The sequence below is a fragment of the Actinomadura keratinilytica genome (assembly GCF_039539665.1).
Classification (GTDB): domain Bacteria; phylum Actinomycetota; class Actinomycetes; order Streptosporangiales; family Streptosporangiaceae; genus Spirillospora; species Spirillospora keratinilytica.
This window is the reverse complement of the sequence record NZ_BAABDO010000016.1, coordinates 55,499-72,034: the sequence shown is the minus strand read 5'-3', so window position 1 is coordinate 72,034 and position 16,536 is coordinate 55,499. Positions and strand designations below refer to the sequence as shown.

General features: G+C 71.9%; 14 protein-coding genes and 1 tRNA gene. 8 read left to right on the top strand and 7 right to left on the bottom strand.

Annotated features, from left to right (window positions below):
• Nucleotides 1-20: 20 nt before the first annotated feature.
• The 3 genes from ABD879_RS08510 to ABD879_RS08500 all read right to left on the bottom strand — a co-directional run bounded on the left by ABD879_RS08510 (nucleotide 21) and on the right by ABD879_RS08500 (nucleotide 4,230).
• Nucleotides 21-2,087, bottom strand: a complete 2,067-nt coding sequence (locus ABD879_RS08510; protein WP_345019148.1) for a nuclease-related domain-containing DEAD/DEAH box helicase — start codon at nucleotides 2,085-2,087, stop codon at nucleotides 21-23.
• 1,082 nt (nucleotides 2,088-3,169) lie between these two features.
• Nucleotides 3,170-3,243: transfer RNA gene (locus tag ABD879_RS08505), tRNA-Pro, on the bottom strand.
• A gap of 78 nt (nucleotides 3,244-3,321) precedes the next feature.
• Nucleotides 3,322-4,230: a metallophosphoesterase gene (locus tag ABD879_RS08500; RefSeq protein ID WP_345019146.1), complete on the bottom strand. Its 909-nt coding sequence runs from the start codon at nucleotides 4,228-4,230 to the stop codon at nucleotides 3,322-3,324.
• A gap of 120 nt (nucleotides 4,231-4,350) precedes the next feature.
• On the opposite strand from ABD879_RS08500, the gene ABD879_RS08495 reads away from it, so the two are divergent.
• Nucleotides 4,351-4,806, top strand: a complete 456-nt coding sequence (locus tag ABD879_RS08495; protein ID WP_345019144.1) for a GatB/YqeY domain-containing protein — start codon at nucleotides 4,351-4,353, stop codon at nucleotides 4,804-4,806.
• Between the two features lie 64 nt (nucleotides 4,807-4,870).
• Here the strand turns inward: ABD879_RS08495 and ABD879_RS08490 are convergent, their stop codons facing one another.
• Complete coding sequence (locus ABD879_RS08490; RefSeq protein WP_345019141.1) at nucleotides 4,871-7,204, bottom strand: penicillin-binding protein; 2,334 nt, start codon at nucleotides 7,202-7,204, stop codon at nucleotides 4,871-4,873.
• A gap of 355 nt (nucleotides 7,205-7,559) precedes the next feature.
• Here ABD879_RS08490 and ABD879_RS08485 point away from each other — a divergent pair, with 355 nt between their 5' ends.
• Nucleotides 7,560-7,874 carry a WhiB family transcriptional regulator gene (locus ABD879_RS08485; RefSeq protein ID WP_285495739.1) on the top strand — a complete coding sequence of 105 codons (315 nt, stop codon included), beginning with the start codon at nucleotides 7,560-7,562 and terminating at the stop codon, nucleotides 7,872-7,874.
• Between the two features lie 163 nt (nucleotides 7,875-8,037).
• Here ABD879_RS08485 and bagB read toward each other — a convergent pair whose 3' ends face one another.
• A complete protein-coding gene (gene bagB, locus ABD879_RS08480) occupies nucleotides 8,038-9,192 on the bottom strand; it encodes an ATPase BagB (protein ID WP_345019138.1) in 1,155 nt (384 codons plus the stop codon).
• A gap of 25 nt (nucleotides 9,193-9,217) precedes the next feature.
• A complete protein-coding gene (gene bagA, locus ABD879_RS08475; RefSeq protein ID WP_345019135.1) occupies nucleotides 9,218-10,213 on the bottom strand; it encodes an ATPase BagA in 996 nt (331 codons plus the stop codon).
• A 360-nt stretch (nucleotides 10,214-10,573) separates the two neighbouring features.
• Here bagA and ABD879_RS08470 point away from each other — a divergent pair, with 360 nt between their 5' ends.
• Nucleotides 10,574-11,626 carry a slipin family protein gene (locus ABD879_RS08470; protein ID WP_345019132.1) on the top strand — a complete coding sequence of 351 codons (1,053 nt, stop codon included), beginning with the start codon at nucleotides 10,574-10,576 and terminating at the stop codon, nucleotides 11,624-11,626.
• Between the two features lie 710 nt (nucleotides 11,627-12,336).
• On the opposite strand, the gene ABD879_RS08465 is transcribed toward ABD879_RS08470, so the two are convergent.
• Nucleotides 12,337-13,302, bottom strand: a complete 966-nt coding sequence (locus ABD879_RS08465; protein ID WP_345019129.1) for an NADP-dependent oxidoreductase — start codon at nucleotides 13,300-13,302, stop codon at nucleotides 12,337-12,339.
• Between the two features lie 126 nt (nucleotides 13,303-13,428).
• On the opposite strand from ABD879_RS08465, the gene ABD879_RS08460 reads away from it, so the two are divergent.
• From ABD879_RS08460 to ABD879_RS08440, 5 genes are all read left to right on the top strand, one after another.
• Nucleotides 13,429-13,830: a winged helix-turn-helix transcriptional regulator gene (locus ABD879_RS08460; protein WP_345019127.1), complete on the top strand. Its 402-nt coding sequence runs from the start codon at nucleotides 13,429-13,431 to the stop codon at nucleotides 13,828-13,830.
• 55 nt (nucleotides 13,831-13,885) lie between these two features.
• Nucleotides 13,886-14,047, top strand: coding sequence for a Sp36 family protein (sp36, locus tag ABD879_RS08455; RefSeq protein ID WP_285495733.1), 162 nt, complete (start codon nucleotides 13,886-13,888; stop codon nucleotides 14,045-14,047).
• Nucleotides 14,044-14,502, top strand: a complete 459-nt coding sequence (locus ABD879_RS08450) for a RidA family protein (RefSeq protein WP_345019124.1) — start codon at nucleotides 14,044-14,046, stop codon at nucleotides 14,500-14,502. Before sp36 ends, ABD879_RS08450 begins: the two co-directional genes overlap by 4 nt.
• A 170-nt stretch (nucleotides 14,503-14,672) precedes the next feature.
• On the top strand, nucleotides 14,673-15,521 hold the full coding sequence (locus ABD879_RS08445) for an NUDIX hydrolase (protein WP_345019122.1): 849 nt from the start codon (nucleotides 14,673-14,675) through the stop codon (nucleotides 15,519-15,521).
• A gap of 147 nt (nucleotides 15,522-15,668) precedes the next feature.
• Nucleotides 15,669-16,484, top strand: a complete 816-nt coding sequence (locus ABD879_RS08440) for an MBL fold metallo-hydrolase (protein ID WP_345019120.1) — start codon at nucleotides 15,669-15,671, stop codon at nucleotides 16,482-16,484.
• The last annotated feature ends 52 nt before the right edge of the window (nucleotides 16,485-16,536 follow it).

Here is a 16,536-nt window from a genome sequence, read left to right as displayed (position 1 = left end):
AGGCCGCCCGCGCCTGCTCCTCAGCGTCCGACCGAGCCCAGCCACAGCAGATCGCGGGCGCGGGTCATGGCGACGAACAGCCGGCGGCGGGCCAGCTCGGCGCGCTCCCGGGCCGGATCGCCGTCCGCCGACGCGCGGATCTCCGCGTCGTGGCGCGGCAGGAAGACCTGCTTGAACTCCAGACCCTTGGCGCGATGGTAGGTGCCGATCTTGATGGCCTCGGCGGGGCGCCCGTCGTAGTTCTCCAGCCGCAGCACCGGCAGCCCCGCCCGGGTGAGCACCCGGTGGTAGTGCTCGATCTCGCGGATCGACCGGCACAGCACCGCGGCCCCCGCCAGCGCGCCGCCCCCGCCGCCGTCCCCGTCCTCCCGAAGCCGCCGCAGCGCCGCCACCAGAAGCCGGTCGTGCTCGGCGGCGTCGGCCGCGACGGCCCGGACCACCCGGCCGCCGTCGTAGGCGGTCTCGACGGCGCGGCGCCCGTTGGGGCTCGGCCCTTCCAGGTCGTCGAACGGATCGTCCGAGACGACCTGCATCGCCTCGTCCAGGATCGCCGCGGCGTTGCGGTAGTTCGTGCGCAGCACCGCGCCCCGCCCCTTGATCGCGATACCGGCCTCGGCCAGCCGGAACCCGCCGGGGTACACCGCCTGCTGCCCGTCCCCGATCAGCAGCAGGCCGTTGGGGCCGTCACCGGCCAGCGCGTGCAGCAACCGCACCCCGACCAGGGTGAGGTCCTGGACCTCGTCCACGATCACCGCCGCATACGGCGGATCGGCGGGACGCCGGCGCACCTCGTCCAGCGCCGCCAGCAGCACGTCGTTGAAGTCGTCGACGCCCCGCCGCCCGCGCAGCATCTCGTACTCCTCGTACAGCAGCCAGGCGGCCTCCCGGTGCTCGGTCTTCAACGCGGTACGGCGGCCGTGCCGGGCCACCTCCCGGTACTCCTCCAGCGAGGTGATCCCGCGCCCCTTGATGACGTAGTCGATCTCCTCCCTCCAGTAGCCGGGCGTCGGCTCCACATCGACCAGGACGCTTTCGCGCCCGACCCGCATCCAGGCATGCGAGAACGCGTCGTCCACCCACCGGCTGTTCAGGTTGACCGCGACCCCGCGCTCGGCGAGGAACGCCTGCGCCCAGCCGTGCAGACTGCGGAACTCCACCCGGTCGGCGAAGTGCCCCGCCAGCCGCTGGAACAACTGCCCCTGCACCCGGGGCAGGTTGTTGGCGAACGTCACGTACAGGACCCGCCCGGTGCCCCGCGCGGCCAGATGCGCCGCCCGGTGCAGCGCCACCACCGTCTTGCCCGTCCCCGCCGGCCCGCTGATCCGCGCGGGACCGCTCCAGTCGCGCCGCACCAGCGCCACCTGGTCGGCATGCAGGAACGTCATCCACCGCTCGATCGGCGCATGCAGCACCGATTCCAGCGCGGCCTTCTCCACCTCCGCCACGTCGAACAGCGCCGCCGCCTCGGGCCGCTCGTCCGCCGGGCCGTCCTCCAGCACGGTGACCTCGTAGGCCGGGAACTCCTCCTCCAGCAGTCGGCTCATCATCTTGACCATGGAGGCGGTGAGCCGCCTGGGCTCGGCGACCAGGGCGTGCACGACGTCGGGATGCCCGAGGAGCCGCACCCGTCCGATCCGCTCGTCCAGCCGGTGCCCGGCGAACACGATCAACGGCCGCACCGCGACCGGCGACATCCCGTACTCGGCGACCTTCTCCTCGGCCGTGCGGGCCATCGCCAGCACCCGGGCGACGTCCGCGTCCCGCCGCTCACCCCCGGCGGCCAGGTGGCCGTCCTCGACCCGCGGCCGGTCCCGCCACCGCTTGACGTCGATGACGAACACTCCGCCGGGCCCGACGAGGATCATGTCGACGTTCGCCGTCCGCGTCCCCGGCCACCGCCGATCGACGAGCAGCCGCCACCCCGTCCCGGTCAACGTCAACAGCGTCGCCGCGACCTGCCGCTCCGCCTCGGCCGCCGCCTCCCAGCGCCCGGCCTCCTCCCAGGCCTTCCGCGACCGCCGTGCGAGCTCCAGAGCCTGCTCGCGTGCCCGCCGCCCCCGTGCCCCCGCAGAATCCCCAGCCGCCACCGAGCACCCCTAGCCGTTCCGCCAGAAAGCCACGATCCCTTAACACATAGCAACAATCCGCCCCTCACAACAGCCACCGATTGCCTCACCCCGGCCGCCACCAGAGGGGTCCGCACGACCTTTCATGCTGCAGGACCCACCGCCGTCCACACCCCATTGGCAGGTGAAACCGACGAGCACATCCCGAAAACCGGCCCAGCAACCCCCTGAACCACCGCAACGGATCCCAACCCCCGCACGAAGAAAGCATCACCTTCCCGCCACAACCGAGCCGAACGCGAAACCAACGGCGCCCTCCGCCGCCTGACACCGCCCCACGCTTTGCGCCGGCAGGTCTGACCTCGCAACGCGCGCTAGGTCGTGTTTCATGGAGCCAGAGAGGAGCCTGATAGCGGGCGGCGGGCTTGACAGGGCGGGTGTCCACGGCCCGATGGCATGGCGTCCCTGGTGGTCGGCCGGGTCGAAGGCGGGTGGACGACCGTTGCTGCTGTCGGGCCTGGTCTCCGCAACCGGGACCATGGCGGCGACGCTCGCCGCACTTTGAAAAACGCCCTAGATGATCACGGCGGGCCCGCAGCAGCGCGGCCGGGTGATGACAGGCGGGCCTGGTAGAGCAGGTAGCGATACCGCGCTCACTTTCGGGCCGGTTGATGCGCCGTTCGACCTCGTTGCAACGCCGGGAGAACAGCCGCATCCGATACGAGCGGGCGGCCCCAGACCACGGCAGGCACGCCGGTGTCAGAGCGGTTGGATCAGCGGCTCGTCGCCGGCGAGGGGGGAGCACGCGATGAAGGTCGCCGGCTCGCTGGTCGAGGCATTGTCGAAACGCAGGACGGTCGTACCCGGCGGCTCGAAGAAGGCGCTTCCGGCGCTCAGTTCTTCCGCAGGTCGGCCTTCCAGCTCGAAGATGATCCGGCCGCCGGTGACATGGCCGATGACGCCGCCGGGATGCCCGGCAGGCGCTCAAGCGCCTCGGGGAGCAGCTCGGCGAGTAGCCGTCAGGCGGCGTTGCTGTACTCCGCTGCTGTACGAGGGAACGCGAAGGCCCCCTTCCACGATTGGAAGGGGGCCTTTACCTGGTGTCGGGGTGGCGGGATTTGAACCCACGACCTCTTCGTCCCGAACGAAGCGCGCTGCCAAGCTGCGCTACACCCCGGTGGTGGCTGCCCGGGAGTCGTACGTGCTCCCGGCGCCCTGACCACTTTAGCGGATTCCGCGCAGTGGTGCGTCCCGATTATCCGCCCGGCCGGCGCGGGACGAGGGTGAGCAGGGACGCCTCGGGCGGGCAGCAGAAGCGCATCGGGGCCATCGGGGAGGTGCCGAGCCCGGCGGAGACGTGCAGCCAGGCGCCCTTGTGGCGGTGCAGGCCCTTGACGCGGGGGCGGTCGATGCCGCAGTTGGTGGCCAGGGCGCCGTAGAAGGGGACGCAGACCTGGCCGCCGTGGGTGTGGCCCGCCAGGAGCAGGTCGTAGCCGTCGGCGACGAAGCGGTCCATGTTGCGGGGTTCGGGGGAGTGCATGACGGCCAGGTGGACGTCGGCCTGCGGATCGACGGGGCCGGCGATCTTGTCGTAGCGGTCGCGGTTGATGTGGGAGTCGTCGATGCCGCCGAACTCGATGTCCAGTTCGCCGACCTTGAGGCGGCCGATCCGGTTGTTGAGGTCGAGCCAGCCCGCGGCCTGGAGGGACGAGCCCAGCTCGCGGTAGGGGAGGTCGGGCTCGCGGCGGCGGCGGGCGTAGTCGCGGCGGCTGGTGCGCCAGATGTAGCGCAGGGGGTTCTTGAAAACGGGGGAGTACAGGTCGTTGGAGCCGTAGACGAAGACGCCGGGACGGTCGAGCAGGGGGCCCAGCGCGTCCAGGAAGGGGCCGATGGCGTCGCGGTGGGAGATGGAGTCGCCGGTGTTGACCACCAGGTCGGGGTCGAGGGCGTCCAGGGAGCGCACCCAGTGGATGAGGCGCTGGCGGCCGGGCGTCAGGTGCGCGTCGGAGATGTGCAGGATCTTGACGGAGGGACGGCCGGGCGGCAGCACGGGCACCTCGAAGCGGCGCAGGCGGAACCAGTTGCGCTCGATCAGCGAGGCATAGCCGAACGTGGCGGCGCCGGCACCCACCAGCCCCATGGGGACGGCATACAGCTTTCGCACGGTTCTCCCTCCGGGCCCCTTCGATACGCCTCCCATCGTTCCAGACAAGTGCGGCCGGGCTGAACCGTCGCGGATTTATTCCTGATGAGACGGCGGGGGCCCGGCGGGCATGATGTGACCATGAAGCTCAAGGAGAAGCTGGAGAGCGACCTCGCCACCGCGATCAAGGCGCGGGACGAGGTGCGCACCCGCACGCTGCGCATGGCGCTGACCGCCGTGCGGAACGAGGAGGTCGCCGGCAAGAAGGCCCGCGAGCTGTCCGACGAGGACGTGGTCAAGGTGCTGAGCCGGGAGGCCAAGAAGCGCCGGGAGGCCGCCGCCGCGTTCGCCGACGCCGGACGCGCGGAGCAGGCGCAGGCCGAGCGGGACGAGGGCGCGGTGCTGGAGGAGTACCTGCCCGCCCAGCTGACCGACGAGGAGCTGTCCGCCCTGGTCGCCGACGTGATCGCCGAGACGGGCGCGGCGGGGCCCAAGGCGATGGGGCAGGTCATGAAGGCGGTGAACCCCAAGGTCGCGGGACGTGCCGAGGGCGGGCGCGTCGCGGCGGAGGTCAAGCGGCAGCTCGCCGGCGGTTAGGCGCGAGCACGCAAACGCCCCCCGGCCGCGCATCCGGCAGGGGGGCGTTTCCGTTAGTCAGGCGTCAGTCCTGGTCTTGCCCCTGGGGCCAGGGGAAAGGCCATCCGTCCTGCCCGGGGCCCTGGTTGCCTCGACCGGGGCGGTGGGGGTTGGGCCGCTTCTTGCCCTCGCTCTGGTAGACCGTGACGGTGGTGCCGGGCTCCACCTCGGTGCCGGCGTCGGGCGACGACGTGGCGATCGAGCCGCGGGGCTGGTCGGACGCGATGCCGCGCGGGGCCAGCCGCATCTTCAGGTCGGCCTCTTCCAGGGCGCGCCGGGCCTGCTCGACCGACATGCCCTTGAGGTCGGGGACCTTGACGGAGTCGCCGAAGTCGCGGACGGGGCGGGAGAAGCCCGGGGCGGGCTTGCCCGCCAGGGCGTTGCGCATGCTCTGCGCCCAGATGGGGGCGGGGATGTCGGCGCCGTAGACGCCGTACACCTTGTACTGCCACGGGCCGCGGAAGTCGTAGTAGGCGACGGCGGCGGCCAGGTTGGGGGTGTGGCCGGCGAAGACCGCGCAGGTGAACTCCTCACAGGTGCCGGTCTTGCCGGCGGCGGGGCGGCCGATGCCGATTCCCGCCGCGGTGCCCTTGGTCAGCACGCCCTGCAGGATCTCGTTGACCTTGTCGGCCACGGCCGTGTCGACGGCCTGGCGGCACTTGGCCTTGGGCAGCTCGAGCTTCTTGCCCTCGTTGTCGATGACCTCGGTGATCGAGACCGGCTCGCAGTACTTGCCGCGGGCGGCGAACCCGGCGTACGCGGCGGCCAGGTGCACCATGTCGATGTCGTTGGTGCCCAGCACCTGGGAGGGGTACGGGTCGAGCGGGGCGCCGGTGGCCTTCTTCATCCCGAACTTCTCGGCCATCTTCACCGCGTCGCAGACGCCGACGCGCTTCTCCAGCGCGGCGTAGAAGGTGTTGACCGAGTGCCAGGTGCCGGTCTTGAGGTTGAAGTTGCCCGCCTCGCTGTCGCCGGCGTTGCTCATCGTCCAGGTGCCGCCGCCGAGCATCTTGCCGTTCGGCATCCGGCACGGCTGGTAGCCGCTGATCGTGGTGGTCTGCGGGGAGTTGATGGTGGTGCTGACCGGGATGCCCTCTTCGAGCGCGGCGGCCAGGGTGAACACCTTGAACGTCGATCCGGCGGACACGCCGCTGCCGCCGCCGTGGAAGCGGTCGGCGGCCAGGTTGATGGCGGTGCGGCCCTTGCCCGCGCCGAACCGCTTGCTCTGCCCGAGCGCCTTGACGTGCCCGGTGCCCGGTTCGACCATCGCCTCGACCGCGACCCGGTTGCCGGTGGGGGACACCCGCGAGCGCACCGCGCTGTCGAGGGCGCGCTGGGCCTTCATGTCCAGGGTGGTGCGGATCGTGTAGCCGCCGCGGTTGAGCTTGTTGACGACGTCCTGCTGCTCCTTCGGCTTCATCTCCCAGTACTTGCCGTCGGACAGGATGTTGAGCATGTCGTACTTGACGTACTCGCAGAAGAACGGCGCCTTGCTGGTCTCGCAGCCGCCGACCGGCTCGGTGCGGTTCAGCTCGATGGGCTTGGCCGCGGCGGCGTCGGCCTGCGCCTTGGTGATGTGCCCGAGCTGGTGCATGCGGTAGATGACGGTGTCGCGGCGCTTGCGCGCGTCCTTGGGGTTGCGGATCGGGTCGTAGGCGGTCGGGTTCTGGGTGATGCCCGCCAGCAGCGCCGCCTCTTCGAGCTTCAGCTCGGAGGCGGGCTTGCTGAAGTACCGCTTGGACGCGGCCTGCACGCCGTACGCGCCGGCGCCGAAGTAGGCGATGTTGAGGTAGCCCTCCAGGATCTGGTTCTTCGTCATGCGCTTTTCGATGTCGAGCGCGTAACGAAGCTCGCGCAGCTTGCGGCCGATCGTCGGCGCGGTGGCCTCGAGGTATTCCTCCTGCGTCTTGGCGCTGTCGACCAGCAGGTTCTTGACGTACTGCTGGGTCAGCGTGGAGCCGCCCTGCGTCTGGTCGGACTCGACGTTGGAGGCGAACGCGCGGATGGTGCCCTTCAGGTCGAGCGCGCCGTGCTGGTAGAAGCGCGAGTCCTCGATGTCGATGATCGCCTGCTTCATGATGGGGGCGACCTGGTCGAGCCGCACCGACTCGCGGTACTTGTCGAAGAACGTGGCGATCGGCTGCCCGCTGGCGTCGTACACCACCGTCTTCTCCGACGGCGGCGTCGCCTTCAGGGTGCTGTCCATGTCCTGGAAGTTGTTGGCGGCGTCCCGGGCGGTGAGTCCGACGCTGCCGACACCCGGCAGCGCGATGAACGCAACCAGCACACCGGCGACGACGCCGGTTCCGACCAGTCGCAGGAGCGTGGAGACGGCGCGCGCTCGACCTTCTTTCTGCACGAACCCTAGGTTACGCGGGACGAGCAGTGCATACGGGGCAGGTCGCTCGTCCCGGAGATGACCACTGCGTATCGCAACGGACCAGACTCGAGGTGATCAGCGGGTCCGATCGCCCGGCCTGATCACTCGCGTGCTGTCAACCGACGTACTACCTCGCGCGTCAAGGAGAGGTAACTAGTCCGTTCCGGCGGTATGGCCCTGCCGGGCTATATCGAGAATGGGCCCATCGGGGGCTGTTGATTCCCCCCTCGCTTCCGTAAGTTCTTCCCCACGGCTTTCGTTTGGCGGCCTGACGTCCGCGCCCGTCTGGCCAAGGAGCGCAAATCGACACAGACCCTAGGGGAGTGGGGCCAAGATGTGGATCACGGATTGGACCGCCCGCGCCGCCTGCCGTAACGCGGATCCGGACGCCCTGTTCGTGCAGGGAGCAGCGCAGAACCGAGCCAAGCTCATCTGCCGCGGCTGCCCGGTGCGGACGGAGTGTCTCGCCGACGCTCTCGACAACCGGATCGAGTTCGGAGTCTGGGGTGGGATGACCGAGCGTGAGCGGCGAGCCCTGCTGCGTCGGCGTCCGGACGTGAAATCGTGGCGCGAACTGCTGGAGAACGCCAAGGAGGCGTACGAGCGGCGGGTCGAGGCTTCCAAGGAGAAGGCACTCGTCGCCGGCTGACCGTCGTCTCGCCGCTCCGGCGGCCATAGGCGGGCGGGGGCCCGGTGCTCCGGGTACCCGATCGGCAGGGTCCAACCAATCGACAGCGGTCGTGGGTGCGCACCGGTGCTGGTGCGTGCCCACGACCGTGTGCGCTTTTCGGCAGGTGGACGCGGGCGGCCGGTCAGGCGGCCTCGGCGGGCCCGGTGCGGGCCAGGTCCTCGCCGATGAGGCGCAGGCCGTCCAGGTCGCAGACGTCCTCGGCGTGCGCGGGCACGGTCGTCACCGGGACGGTCGGGTGCGTGGACGCGAAGTGCTCGCGCAGCCGCTCCTCGCGCGCGGCGACCTGCATGCGGTCGGCGTGCAGGCGCAGCAGCGCGGCGGTGAGCGGATGGTCGCCGCGTTCCTGCAGCGTCTCGGCGGCGGCCAGGCTGCGCGCGGCCGACAGCCCGTCGGCCGCGGACCGGTGCACGCGGTTGACGACCAGTCCGGCGAGCGGCATGCGCTCCTCGGCCAGGCGTTCGACGAAGTAGGACGCCTCGCGCAGCGCGTCCGGCTCGGGCGCGGCCACCACCAGGAACGCGGTGCCGGGCGTCTGCAGCAGCTCGAACGTCTTCTCGGCGCGTTCGCGGAACCCGCCGAACATCGTGTCGAACGCGGCGACGAACGTCTGCACGTCGCGCAGCAGCTGCATGCCGAGCACCTTGTTGAGCACGCCGGTGAACATGCCGAACCCGGCGCTGAGCACCTTGACGCCGAACCGGCCGCCGGTCTTGGCGGGCGCGGCCAGGATCTTCATGAACCGGCCGTCCAGCAGCCGGCCCATGCGGGCGGGGGCGTCGAGGAAGTCGAGGGCGTTGCGGGACGGCGGGGTGTCGACGACGATGAGGTCCCAGGCGCCCGAGCGGTGCAGCTGCCCGAGCTTCTCCATCGCCATGTACTCCTGCGTGCCCGACAGGCTGGACGACAGCGACTGGTAGAAGGGGTTGGCGAGGATCTGCCGGGCCCGGTCGGGGTCGGCGTGCGCCTCGACGATCTCGTCGAAGGTGCGCTTCATGTCGAGCATCATGGCGTGCAGCTCGCCGTCGCCGTCGATGTCGATGCGGCGCGGGTTGTTGTCCAGCTCCGACAGGCCCATGGACTGGGCCAGCCGCCGCGCCGGGTCGACGGTGAGCACGACGACGTCGCGGCCGCGTTCGGCGGCGCGCAGGCCGAGCGCCGCGGCGGTGGTGGTCTTGCCGACGCCGCCCGACCCGCAGCACACGATGATCTTCGTGCGGGGGTCGTCGAGCAGCGCGTCCACGTCCAGGACCGGCGGCGTCTTGCCGGTGGGGCTCATCTCAGGCCGTCCCTTCCGCTGCTGGTCATGCCGCACCCTGGTCGCGCAGGGCCTGCGCCAGGTCGTACAGGCCCGCCAGGTCCATGCCGTCGGGCAGCAGCGGCAGGACGTAGCGCGGGCGGTCGAGGGTCCGCAGGCGCTCCATCTCGCGGCGCTGGAGCGCGGTGCGCCGGGCGTGGTCGGCGGCCTCGGCGGCCAGGCCGGCGGCGATCGTCTCGGCGTCGTGCTCCAGCCCGGCGGCCTTGAGGCCGCGGACGATCGCGTCGGTGTCCAGTTCGCCCTTGCCGGCGGCGGCCAGCGCCTCCTCGTCCAGCATCGGCGGGTGCTCCATGTTGACGATCACGCCGCCGACCGGCAGCCCGACCTGGCGCAGCTCGGCGACGCCGTCCATGGCCTCCTGGACGGGCATCTCCTCCAGCAGCGTGACGAAGTGCACGACCGTCTCGGGGCTGCGCACCACCCGCATGACCGTGTCGGCGTGGTTGCGGATCGGGCCGACCTTGGCCAGGCCGGACACCTCCTCGTTGACGTTGAGGAACTTGGTGATGCGGCCGGTGGGCGGGGCGTCCATGACCACCGCGTCGTAGACGAACGCGCCGGAGGAGTCGCGGCGGCGGACGGCCTCGGAGGTCTTCCCGGTGAGGATCACGTCGCGCAGGCCGGGCGCGATCGCGGTGACGAAGTCGACCACGCCGAGCCGGGTCATGGCCTTGCCGGCCCGCTTGAGGTTGTAGAACATCTCGAGGTACTCGATGAGCGCCTCTTCGGTGTCGATGGCGAGCGCGTAGACGTCGCCGCCGTCCGGGGCGACGGCGACCCGGCGCTCCTCGTACGGCAGGGGCGCGCAGTCGAAGAGCTGGGCGATGCCCTGCCGTCCCTCGACCTCGACCAGCAGCACCTTCCGGCCGCCCGCGGCCAGTGCCAGCGCCAGGGCGCCGGCGACCGTGGTCTTGCCGGTGCCGCCCTTGCCCGTGACCACGTGCAGGCGCACGCCGTCCCAGTCGGTGTCTCTCGCGCTCACCCGATTGACCATATCGTTCGCCCGGCAAGTACTTGAGGGGGTGCCCGGCCCCCATGCAAGTGATTCCTGACACGATGTCGTGCCCCGCCGAGGTCCCCCTTTCCGCCAGTTGTGTGGGCCGTGCCCCGGAGGGTGGGTAGGAAACGTGAGACCGATCCCTCGGATTCCGCCTGCCTGACCGGCCGAGCCGCCCGGGGGAAGGCCAGACCGCAGCGGCCTGGGCGCCCCCGAATCGGCCCGCCGTCCCGGGACGGAGCGCCGGGCGCCCGGTGCGCCTCGTCCGTCGTCGCGCAGGAGTCCGGCGGGGCCCGCGGGTTCGGGCCTTGTCTTTCGGGCCTTGTCTATCGAAAGGTGCCCGTGATGGCGGTAATCCTCACCATCGTCTTCGTCGTCGCCTTCGTCGCGCTGCTGACCGCCGGGTCGGCCGTCAAGGTGGTGCAGCAGTACGAGCACGGCATCGTGTTCCGGTTCGGGCAGGTGCGGCGCGGCGACCGGCTGCGTCCCGGCGCGGTCCGGCCCCCCGGCCTCACCGTGATCATCCCGATCGTGGAGCGGATGCAGAAGGTGAACCGGCAGACGGTCACGATGAACGTGCCCGCACAGGAGGGCATCACCCAGGACAACGTGTCCGTGCGGGTGGACGCGGTGGTCTACTTCCGGGTGATCGACCCGGTGAAGGCCATCGTCAACGTGCAGAACTACGGGTACGCGGTGTCCCAGATCGGGCAGACCTCGCTGCGTTCGGTGATCGGCCAGACCGACATGCAGGAGCTGCTGGGCGAGCGCGAGAAGATCAACTTGCGGCTGCGCGCGATCATGGACGAGATCACCGAGGGGCCGTGGGGCATCCGGATCGAACGCGTCGAGATCAAGGACGTGTCGCTGCCGGAGGGCATGAAGCGCTCCATGGCCCGCCAGGCCGAGGCCGAACGCGAACGCCGCGCCCGGATCATCGCGGCGGACGGCGAGTTCCAGGCGTCCAAGCGGCTGGCCGCGGCCGCCGAGATCATGTCGCAGGACCCGGCGGCCCTCCAGCTGCGGCTGCTGCAGACGGTGGTGGACGTGTCGGCGGAGAAGAACAGCACGCTGATCATGCCGTTCCCGGTGGAGCTGCTGCGCTTCTTCGACCGGATGGCCCCGGCCCCCAAGCCCCAGCCCGGCGGCGAGGACAAGCCCGACCTCGGCGAGCGTCTCGCCAAGGCCGAGGAGGAACTCGCCAAGGCCGCCGAGAGCGGCCCGGCGCTGCAGTCGACCAAGGACGTCCCTCCCGTCCTCGGCCTGGACGAGCCCGAGCGCAAGGCACCCTCGGAGCTGTCGGGTTCCTCCACCGACACCCCGCGTGGCATCGCCGACGCCCGCCCGTCCGCCGGGGAGACCCCTGGGAAGTCCGCAGGGGACTCCCCGCCGGAGTGACCCGCGGAGACCACCGCGGGCCGCAGCGGCCGGTGGCGGCGCACGAGCCGTCCCCGGGGGCCGCCTTGTTCGCGAAGGCCGTGGGCCGGGGTGGCCTGCGGGGCGGCAGGGTTTGCGCTCCCTGTGGTGTCAGTCATGCGGCGTCGACCAGCGCCGCTAGGTGGGCCAGTTGCGTGGAGTCCGCGTGGATCCGCACGTCCTTAACGCGGATGCCGCGCAGTGGGGGCGGGTTTCCGTGGGTCATGGCGGCTGGTGGCGGCTACGGGGTGAGGACGAGCCGCTCCCGGGGGGCCGCCTTGCTTGTGAGGCGGTGTGTTTTGGGGCCTGCAAGGCGGTGGGGTTCGCGCTCCCTGTGGTGTCAGTCGTCTGGTGTCGGCCGGGGCTGCCGGATGGGTCAGTTGTTGAGGTGTCTGCGTGAACTTGCACGTTGTCCACGTGGATTTCGTGCAGCGGGGGGCTGTGGGGCACGGCGGCTGGTGGCGGCTGTGGCGTCAGGATGAGTCGCCCCGCAGGCCGCCTTGCTCGTGAAGGCGGTGTGTTGTGGCGGCCTGCGGGGCGGCAGGGTTCGCGCTCCCCGTGGTGTCAGCCGTCTGGTGTCGGCCGGGGCTGCTGGTGGGTCAGCTGCGTGGTGGCCGCGTGGATCTGCACGTTGTCCACGTGGATGCTGCGCAGTGGGGCGCGGTTTCCGCGGGGTGCGGGTGGGGTGGCGGCTATGGCGTGAGGACGAGGCGCCCCCGGAGGCCGCCTTGCTCGAGAAGGCGGTGTGCTTCGGCGGCCTGCGACAGCGGCAGGGTTCGCGCCACCCGGGGTGTCAGTCGCCCGGCGTCGACGAGTGCCGCCAGGTGGGCCAGTTGCGTGGCGTCCGCGCGGATCCACACGTTCTCCACGCGGATGCCGCGCAGTGGGGGCGGCACCGCGTCACCGCCGAGCACCGCGACGAACGCGCCGCCGCCGCGCACCGCCTCCAGGGCCGCCAGGCCGGTCACGGCGGCGTCCAGCGCGCCGTCCACCCCGCCCGGAACGATCTGGCGGACGGCGTCGCCGACATGCGCCCCGCGCGGTACGAAGTGCTCCGCGCCGAGGGAGCGCACCAGGGCCTCGTCACCGGCAGCCGCGGTCGCCACCACGCGCAGGCCGCGCTGCACCGCCAGTTCCACCGCGTATCCGCCGACCCCGCCGGCCGCCCCGGTGACGAGGACCGTGGCCCCCGGCGGGAGGGCGAGCAGGTCCAGCGCCTGCAGCGCGGTCAACCCGTTCAGCGGCACCGTGGCGGCGTGCACGGCGTCGACGGAGCGCGGCGCGCGCGCAACGGCGTCCGCGTCCAGCACGACGGCCTCCGCGTGGGTGCCCGAGGCGACGTCCAGGCGGTCCTTGAGGCCGAAGACCTCGTCGCCCACGGCCAGATGCCCGACGTCCGGCCCCACGGCGTCGACGGTGCCGGCGACGTCCCAGCCCAGGCCGAACGCCTCCCGCGCGCCCGGCTCGCCCGGCTCGCCCGGCCGGGGCATCAGCCCGTTCGCCGCGATGACCCCGGCCCGGACGCCCACGTCCACCGGGTTGACCGCGGCCGCGGCCACCCTGACCCGCACCTGGCCGCGTCCCGGCACGGGCTCGGGAAGGTCTGCCTCCTGCAGCGCCTCCGGTCCGCCGGGCGCCTTGACGATGATCGCACGCATAGAGAACTCCAGGTAGAGAAGGCGGTACCGCGGGAAGACCCCGCACCGGCCACCTTCGCCGGAACAGCCGGCGCCCCGGAAGGAGTTACCTGCAAGTGCGTTCGGCACCCGGAGGTGAATCCGCAGATGGCGACGATGACCGCCGCGCAGCGCCGCGCGGCCGCCAAGGCCGCGTTCGACGAGTACATGGCGATGTGCCCGTCCCACCAAGTGCTGGAGATCATCGGGTCCAAGTGGGTGTCGCTGGTGCTGTCCCGGCTGGCCGACGGGCCGCGCCGCTATGCCGAGCTCGCCCGCGCCCTGCCCGGCGCCAGCGCCAAGATGCTCACCCAGACGCTCCGCACCCTGGAACGCGACGGTTTCGTGGCACGCGACGTCACCCCCGCGGTGCCGGTGCAGGTCAGCTACTCCCTGACCCCGCTCGGGGAGCGCATCGTCCCGCTGCTGGCCGCGATCAAGGCGTGGGCCGACGAGCACATCGGGCAGATCCACGCGGCACGCGACCGCTACGACGCCGCCCGCGTCTGACGCCGCCCGAGGACCGGGCGGGCCGCGGGAGGGGCGGTCGCTAGGCTGGGTGGCCATGAAGAAGTGGGAGTACGCGACCGTTCCGCTGCTGGTGCACGCGACCAAGCAGATCCTCGACAACTGGGGCCAGGACGGGTGGGAGCTCGTCACCGTCCTGCCGGGGCCCAACCCCGAGAACCTGGTGGCCTACTTCAAGCGCGAGGTGCAGCCGAAGTGACGCCCGAGGAGCGGCTGCGTGACCTGGGGCTGGAGCTGCCTGAGGTCGTCGCGCCGGCGGGCTCGTACGTGCCGGCGGTGCGCACCGGCTCCCTGGTCTACACGGCCGGTCAGGTGCCGATGGTCGGCGGCAAGCTGCCGGTGACCGGGAAGGTCGGCGCCGAGGTGAGCCTTGAGCAGGCGGTCGAGCAGGCCAAGGTCTGCGCGCTCAACGCGATCGCCGCGCTGCGCGCCGAGGCGGGGGAGCTGGCGCGGGTCCGGCGCATCGTCAAGGTCGTCGGCTTCGTGGCCAGCGCGCCGGACTTCTACGACCAGCCGAAGGTCGTCAACGGGGCCAGCGACCTGCTGGGCGCGGTGTTCGGGGACGCTGGCCGGCACGCGCGCAGCGCGGTCGGCGTGGCGGTGCTGCCGTTGAACGCGCCCGTCGAAGTGGAGCTCATCGCCGAGATCGACTGACGTTCGCCGACGGCCGCGGCCGCGCAAAGCCGCGGCCGTCGCGGCGGCGGCAAGCCTTGCCGGCGGCCGGGGCTTGACGGAACAGCATTCGGTATGTCCGAATTAGCCGCCATGGGGATCAGTCGAGTAGTCCATGACGGGACGTCCCGCCCTATGCCCCGGACCGGCCGATGGTGAACGGGCTGAAGCTCCCGGACCAGTTCGTGGAGCGGATCGAGGACATGCGCGCCGGACGGATCGAGCCGGTGGCGCCGCGGGACGCCGCGACCGTGGTCGTCCTGCGGGACCACCCCGAGCACGGGCTGCAGGTGTTCATGCTGCGGCGGGTGTCCTCGATGGCGTTCGCTCCGGGGGCGTACGTGTTCCCCGGCGGGTCGGTCGACCCGCGTGACGGCGACGCGGACATCGCCTGGGCCGGGCCGTCCCCGGCGGAGTGGGGCGCGGCGTTCGGGGCCGGGGAGAAGCTGGCGCGCGAGCTGGTGTGCGCGGCCGTGCGCGAGACGTTCGAGGAGAGCCTGATCCTGCTCGCCGGGCCCACCGGGACGGCCGTCGTGGACGACACCCGCGGCGAGACGTGGGAGGCCGACCGGCAGGCGCTGCTCGCCCGCACCGTGTCGCTGGCGGAGATGCTGAACCGGCGCGGGCTGGTGCTGCGCTCGGACCTGCTGCGGCCGTGGGCGCACTGGATCACGCCCGCGATCGAGCCGAAGCGCTACGACACGCGGTTCTTCGTCGCCGCGATCCCGCCGGGGCAGCGCGCCGGCGACGTCAGCACCGAGGCCGACCGGGTGACGTGGGTGCGGCCCGAGGACGCGGTGCGGCGGGCGCAGGCGGGCGAGTGGTTCCTGCTGCCGCCGACCCTGGCCACCCTGTCGGAGCTGGCCGGTTATCAGACGGTCGCGGACGTGCTGGCGGCCCGCCGCGAGATCGTCACCTACGAGCCGACGGCGGAGGTCATCGACGGGGAGGCGTACCTGGTGCTCCCGCCCGAGACGGCCCGCCACTACCCGCGGGGATGAGCGGCCGTGCGCCGTCGACCTGTCCGGTGGCCGGCCCGGGGGCCGGCGAGGTGGCTGGCGGGCACGTCGGCGCCGCGTCACCTGGCACGGCTGGACCGCCTGGGGCGGCGGCTGGGGCTGCGCTCAGCGACCGGCAGGATGGGTGAGATGAGCGAGATCGATGGGATGGGTACGGAACGGGCGTTTTGTGTGCTGGCGCCGAACCCGTCACCGATGACCCTGGACGGCACCAACACCTGGATCGTCGCCGAGCCCGGCGCGGACGAGGCGGTCGTCATCGACCCCGGTCCCAAGGACGGCAAGCACCTGGAGCGCGTCGTGCGCACCGTCGCCGCGCAGGGGCGCCGCGTGGGGCTCGTCCTGCTCACGCACGGGCATCCCGACCACGCGGCGGGCGCGAAGCGGTTCGCCGAACTCGCCGCGGAGGCGAACGGGCGACGCGGCGGCGCCGTCCCCGTGCGGGCGCTGGACCCCCGCCACCGGCTCGGCGACGAGGGGCTGGCCGAAGGCGACGTCGTCACCACCGGGGGCCTGGAACTGCGCGTGCTGGAGACACCCGGCCATTCGAACGACTCGCTGACGTTCTGGCTGCCCGCCGACCGCGCCGTCCTCACCGGGGACACCGTGCTCGGATACGGCACCACGGTCGTCGAGGGCAGGCTGGGGGACTACCTGGCGTCCCTGGACCGGCTGCGGGCGTTCGCCGAGGAGCAGGAGGCGGCGACCATCCTGCCCGGACACGGCCCGCGCCTGGACGACCCCATCGTCGCCCTGGACCGCTACATCTCCCACCGGCGCGAGCGGCTGGCCCAGGTGGAGGCCGCCGTGGCCGCCGGCGCCCGGACGGCGCGGGAGGTGGTCGAACGCGTCTACGCCGACGTCGACCGGTCCCTGTGGCCGGCCGCCGAGTGGTCCGTGCAGGCCCAGCTCGACTACCTCGACGAGCGTTCCTCCGATGCGTGAACCGCGGGGGAGCAAGGGGGGACGGCCGACGCTTCCGCAAGATCACCGGGGC